A 6,308-nucleotide genomic window follows, 5' to 3' on the forward strand; every position below is an offset into this window, starting at 1 on the left:
CCTTGAAACAAAGTCCTCCTCTCCCAGCGGGCTAGTCCTTGCACATAACTTTTTCTCCGCTATATTGTTTATTTAACGTTGGTTTCCTCCACCGCCTGTTCAATGAGAGATTGTTGGATCCTACAACAAGAACCCATCTGGGCGTCTTCTCGGGGGAATAGTCGGGGGAATGGATCCTGAATCAAGTTCAGGATGACGTGTCGGGGGGACGGTGCTAGAGACGAAAGCTCCCTTTCAACTCGAACGCCCCCCTCGAATGTCATCCAGATTCTGAATCGAGTTCAGGACAGGCAAGCGATCACCAACGATTATCACCATCTCAGGTTGTGTGCATAGACTAGCCCCGGGGGAGAGGAGACAGAGGTGAGGGGATTGGGCCTTCAAAAACAAACGCTTGGGGAGATAAGGTGAGGGAAGCGATTCCAGCATCATTTCGAACCAGCACACCCATAGCCGGAGACTGCTCACGCCCCCGGCGGTCTGTGCGCATCCCCCCCTCAGTCGCTGGCGCGACAGCTCCCCTCTCCAGGGGGAGCGGGTTTGTGGCTTGACCTTCTTTCCTCGCACCTCAAGGTCATCCTGACGCCCCCAGCGAAAGGATCTCAACGCCCACCTCACAACGTAGGGCACGACCTTCGGTGGAGCACACTGGATCCCGGATCAAGTCCGGGATGACGTGACCGGAAAGACGCTCTCATAGCGAGGCCCGCTCGCACGCTCAGGCAGGTATAAAACCACGCTAAACAGGTACGAGGCTCCGCCTCGTGACGCCGTCGTTTAGGGGCTCTGCCCCGTCCTCATGCAGGAAATGATGCCATTTCAGGTCAAGTGCGTAACTCCACACAAGAAGGGATCGCTGTCTCCCTCGGGGATGACTCCGTCGTTTCCGGAGAGATTCCTCGCATGCTCTCGGAATGACGCGCTGGGGTACCGGACATACCGATTCTGTGAAGGCTCGCTCAGGTTTTGTCGTGTACTGTGGTGCAACCACCAAAATGAGGGTTGACAGAGCACTACTTAACAACTTGGTTAAACTATTTGGTTGAATTGCAGTGGCGCGTCCTCTACGTTGCAAAACATACTTTGTAGCCTTGCACCCCCACCGCGTGCCTACTGACGACGAGCTATCCACCGAGCAACAGATTTTCGAGTCTGCCTTGGTTGTCTTTGCCCAGCATGGACGCACGGGAGCCCGTATGCAGCAGATTGCCGATACTGCGGGCATCAACAAGTCGATGCTGCACTACTACTTTCGCACCAAGGCCGACCTGTACGAGGCCGTATTCGGCCACACCATGGAGCGCTTCATGGCGTCGTTCGATCACCAGGCGTTGCACGAAGCTGGTTCGTTCGCCGAGCTCCTTCGCCGCTTCATTGGCGGATACGTGGCGTTCTGCCAGACCCACACCCACGCTATGCGTCTGCTCGTGAGCGAAAACCTGCGCGGCGGTCCGCTTTTGGGCGAGCATTTGCAAGAGATGGCCAATGCGGGTACCGATACGCCCCCACGCCTCTTCCGAAACGCGATTGAACGCGCCATTGAGTCCGGCGAAATTCGCCCCGTGGACCCCGACCATACGCTGCTCACCATCATTGCCAGCTGCATCTTTCCATTTGTTGCGCGCCCGACGGTCGAGCGCATGCACGCGCCTGCCGAGGCAGACTGGACTAGCTTCGTTGAGATGCGCAAAGAGCAGATTTTCGATGTCGTTTACCGCGGCCTCAAGCATCCCGATGTCTCATCGTCGCCCTCCTCTGCATGACCTACTCGCCAACGGCGCTGTGCAGCGCACTTGTTGCGGCTCTGTTTCTGGTTGGATCCGGGTGCTCGCTCACGCCACAGATGGATTCGCCCGAGACCGAGGCCACGCTCCCCGACGCATACGACACGCCGCTCGTAGAGGATGGCCCGCTCTACGCCGAAAATGACTCCACGCGCCTCGATCCAGTCCGCTGGTGGACGGCCTTCGACGATCCGGCGCTGAACGCGCTCATCGACACGGCCCTGGTGCGCAATCTGGACCTGGAGCGCACCCGCGCGGTCGTTGACGAAGTCGCCAGTCAGCTTCAGATTGCGCGGGCCCCGCTGTTCCCCCAGGCTACGGCGAACGGCAGCTACAACCGCCAGACGCAGCCTGCAAACACCGGCATCGGTGGAGCACTGGGCGGCGGTGGGGCGCCCGACGGGTCTGTGCCCGATCGCTTTACGTTTGATACGTACAGCCTGTCGCTGGCGCTGTCGTACGAACTCGATTTCTGGGGCCGCCTGCGCAACCAGCGCGGCGCAGCCCTGGAGCGGTTTATGGGCTCAGTGGATGCGGTGCAGACCGCCCGCCAGCAGGTTATCGCGCAAACCATTAGCACCTACTTTGAAGTGGCTACGCTGGAGCGCGAGATCCGGCTGGGCGAGGAAACCATTCGGGTGCTGCAAGAACGCGTGGACCTGGCTGAAGACCGCTACGACCGCGGGCTGGTACGCTCGTTCGAGGTGTACGCGCTACGTCAGGAGTTGCAAGCGGCCCAGGCCGAGCAGCCCCAGCGCGAGAGCCAGCTTGCCGACGCACGAGGCCGCCTCTCCGTTACGCTCGGACAATTTGTCGGCGATGTAGACGAGGCCGTGATGCAGGCCGCCCGCTCTGCGCCCCGCGATGAGGTGCTGGCTACCCTACAGCCGGTGCCGCCCGGACTTCCCTCCGACCTGCTCATGGCGCGCCCCGACCTCCGCGCCGATGCTCGCGAACTTAACGCGGCCCGGCGTGAGATTGGCGTGGCACGAGCCAACCGGCTGCCCAGCTTCTCGCTCACCGGTGAGGGCGGCGTCCAGAACAGCACGCTCGACGACCTGCTGAACATCGATCAGCGCTTTACTTCGCTGGTGGCGTCGGTGGCCGCGCCCGTATTTCAGGCGGGTCGCCTGCGCGCCGAGCAAGACGCGGCTGAGGCGCGCTACACGCAAGCGCGAGCTACCTACGAACAAACGCTGCTCACCGCACTCCAAGAAGTGCACGCGGCGCTCACCGCCTACGAGAAGCAGCAAGAGCAGTACGCGCTGGTGCAGGACCAACTCGAAGAGGCCGAATCCAGCGCATCCAACCAGATGCGCCGCTACGAGCGAGGCATTGGCGACTACGCCACAGCCCTCGACGCCGAGCGCACGCGCCTTCAGGCCGCACAGCGCCTTACTGCCGCCGAAGAAGCGCTGGTCGGCAGCCGCATTGCACTGCATCGGGCCCTGGGCGGGGCGTGGGTTGCGCCGCCCGAGTCCGACGACCCCCGACTGTTCCGCGACACCTACCGCCCGGATGCAGCGGCCGATACCGCCGATTGACCTGTACCTTCACGCCTGTTTCTTCACTTAGGCTGCCACGTGGTAGCCGCGTTCTCTTTGCCCCATGCGCGAATACAAATCGTATATCATCGGTGGCGGATTCATTGTGGGCAGCCTTGTGCTGGCCGTGATTTTGGTGGCGCTGCGCAGCGCTCCGCCGCAAGATCCGCCCTCGAACGAAGCTCCGCTCGTGAGCAGCACGCCCATCGAACTGCGCTCGGGGGCGCTACAAGTGCGCGGCACCGGCACGGTGCGTCCGCCACGCGAGATCGACCTCACCGCCGAAGTGGGCGGGCGTATCGTATCGGTGAGCGATGCCTTTGTGAGTGGCGGCACCTTCCGTACCGGCGACACGCTCGCCCGTATCGACCCGGCAGATTACCAGAGCCAGGTGCGTCAGGCACGGGCTGCGGTTACGCAAGGACAGTTCGAGGTGCTGCAAGCACGCGAGGAGGTGGGCATCGCCAAAGAAGAATACGATCGGATGCGTCAGCGGGCGGCAGACGCCCCCGAGCCCGACAGCACCGAACTGGGGCGGCTGCTCTTCCGCGAACCCCAGCTTCGGGCGGCCGAGGCGAACCTTGAAAGCGCCCAGGCCCAGCTCGAAACCGCCCAGACCAATCTGGAGCGCACTGCCCTCGTAGCGCCGTTTGACGGACGCATACGCACCACGCAAGCCAACCAGGGCGCATACGTGGCGCCGGGCACGCCCATCGCGCAGCTTTACAGCACCGAGCAGGCCGAGGTCGTAGTGCCGCTCGAATCAGGGCGGGCCGCGCTCATCGAGGGGCTGTGGCAGACCAGCGCCCGGCAAACAGACGAGCCACGCTCGGCCACGGTCACGCTCACCTACGGCGGTACGGAGTACACATGGGATGGCTACGTAGACCGCGTGGAGGGCGCGCTCGATGCACAGACGCGCACCGTGAACGTAGCCGTGCGCGTGGATGCGCCCTACGACACGCGTCCTAACACCGACACAGACACCGACGACGATCCGCCGCTCGCGGTGGGGTCGTACGTCTCCGTTGACATCGAAGGGCGTTCGCTCGACCGCTACTACGCGGTGCCGCGCCGCGCCGTACGCAATGACGGCACCGTGTGGACGGTTGAAGCCGATACGATGCTCGTAATGCGCGACGTAACCGTGGTGCAGCATGTCGACGACCAGGCCTTTGTGACCGGCGATCTGACCGACGGGCGTCCTGTCATTACCGACGACCTCCCCGTGGTCAGCGACAGCATGACCGTCCGCCGTGCCACGGAATAGTGCGCCGTAGCACCGCTTCTTCGCCTCCCCCTACCGTTCTTCCTGCACGCCCATGACCCGTATGATTGACTGGATGGCCCGTAACGGCGTGGCCTCCAACTTGCTGTTTATCCTGATCTTTCTGGTGGGCAGCATCAGCGCGTTTGCGGTGGTGCAAGAGGTCTTTCCCGAGTTCAGCCTGGATGCGGTGCAGGTGCGCGTAGAGTACCCCGGTAGCACGCCCGAAGAGATCGAGGAGTCGATTGTGCAGCGCATCGAAGACCGGATTCAGGGCGTAGAGGGCATCGACCGCGTGCTGGCGACGGCCTCGGAGAACTTCGGGGTGGTGACGGCCGAGCTACAGCGCGGCGCCGATGCCGCTCAGGTGCGCGACGAGATCAAGCAGGAGGTCGACCGCATCACTGCATTTCCGGAGGAGGCAGAGCAGCCCACGGTTACCGAGCTCTCAAATCGGCGGCAGGTCTTGCAGGTGGCCATCTACGGACGCGCCAGCGAGTCCGCTCTGAAGGAAGCCGCGAAGCAGCTCGACCGCCAGCTTACACAGTATCCCGAAATCTCGCTCATTGAACGGTCCGGGATTCGTGACTACGAAATCTCGATTGAACTCGACCGCCAGACCTTGCGCACCTACGGGCTCACGCTTTCGCAGGTGGCTGGGCTCGTGCGTGAGGGCAGCCTGGACCTGCCGGGCGGCGAAATCGAAACCGATAGCGAGCAGATTCTCATCCGCACGCAGGGGCAAAACTACACCAAGCAGGACTTTGAGGACATTGTGCTGATTAGCCGCGACGATGGCACGCAGCTTCGCCTTGGCGATGTGGCCACGGTCATTGACGGATTCGAGGATGCCGACCTCATCACCCGGTTCAACGGCGAGCGCGCGGCGTTCTTGCAGGTCTTTCGTACGGGCAACGAGCAGGTGCTGCGTAACGTGGAGGTCGTGCAGAACCATCTCGACACCGAGTTTCGCCCGTCGCTGCCCGACGGCATTCAAGTCGGCATCTGGCAGAACGAAGCCGAAAATCTGCAGAGCCGCCTGAATCTGCTCATCGAAAACGGCATCCTGGGGCTGCTGCTGGTTATCGCCACGCTCATGCTGTTCCTGAATCCGCGCCTGGCGTTCTGGACCTCGGTCGGTATCTCGCTGGCGTTTGTGGGCACGTTTGGCGTGATGTACCTGACCGGCACCTCCATCAACCTGATCTCGCTCTTTGGCTTCATCCTCTCGATCGGCATCGTGGTCGATGATGCGATTGTAGTGGGCGAGAATGTGTTTGCGGAGCAAGAAAAAGGCGCCGACCCCACCGACGCGGCGGTCCTGGGCACCTCGCGCGTTTCGGGACCGGTCATCTTCGCAGTGCTCACCACCGTCGCGGCCTTCATGCCGCTGCTCTTCATCGAAGGCATTCTGGGCAAGTTCCTGGGCGATATCCCGTTTATCGTGATCGTGGTGCTCTTGCTCTCGCTGGTCGAGGTGCTCTTCATCTTGCCGTACCACCTGTCGAACGTCAAGAAAACGCCTGCCGAAGACGAAAACGCCTTCGTCCGCCGCTTAAAACGCGTGCAACAGCGCTTTGCTGATGCGCTGAACCGCTTCATTAACAGGCCCTTGAAGCGGGCCCGGGACTGCCGGGCTTGATCGAGTCGATATTGTAGTCCTCCCGGTCATAACCCTTGATCGTCCCGTCCGGAAGATACGGATCACCGATC

At 62.0% G+C, this 6,308-nt stretch carries 4 protein-coding genes; all 4 read left to right on the forward strand.

All coding sequences use genetic code 11. From position 1 onward, the window contains the following. Positions 1-1,106: 1,106 nt before the first annotated feature. The gene (locus R6U20_RS03980; RefSeq protein ID WP_410336574.1) at positions 1,107-1,763 is read left to right on the forward strand and encodes a TetR/AcrR family transcriptional regulator; all 657 of its coding nucleotides are present in this window, start codon (positions 1,107-1,109) and stop codon (positions 1,761-1,763) included. Next, a complete protein-coding gene (locus R6U20_RS03985; RefSeq protein ID WP_410336575.1) occupies positions 1,760-3,328 on the forward strand; it encodes an efflux transporter outer membrane subunit in 1,569 nt (522 codons plus the stop codon). The genes R6U20_RS03980 and R6U20_RS03985 overlap by 4 nt, the downstream gene beginning before the upstream one ends. A 64-nt stretch (positions 3,329-3,392) precedes the next feature. Further along, entirely contained in the window at positions 3,393-4,598 is a 1,206-nt protein-coding gene (locus R6U20_RS03990; protein WP_410336576.1) for an efflux RND transporter periplasmic adaptor subunit, read from the forward strand. A gap of 61 nt (positions 4,599-4,659) precedes the next feature. Continuing rightward, positions 4,660-6,237 carry an efflux RND transporter permease subunit gene (locus R6U20_RS03995; RefSeq protein WP_410336577.1) on the forward strand — a complete coding sequence of 526 codons (1,578 nt, stop codon included), beginning with the start codon at positions 4,660-4,662 and terminating at the stop codon, positions 6,235-6,237. The last annotated feature ends 71 nt before the right edge of the window (positions 6,238-6,308 follow it).

It is taken from the genome of Longimonas sp. (genome assembly GCF_046498435.1).
In the GTDB taxonomy this organism is placed as follows: domain Bacteria; phylum Bacteroidota; class Rhodothermia; order Rhodothermales; family Salinibacteraceae; genus Longimonas.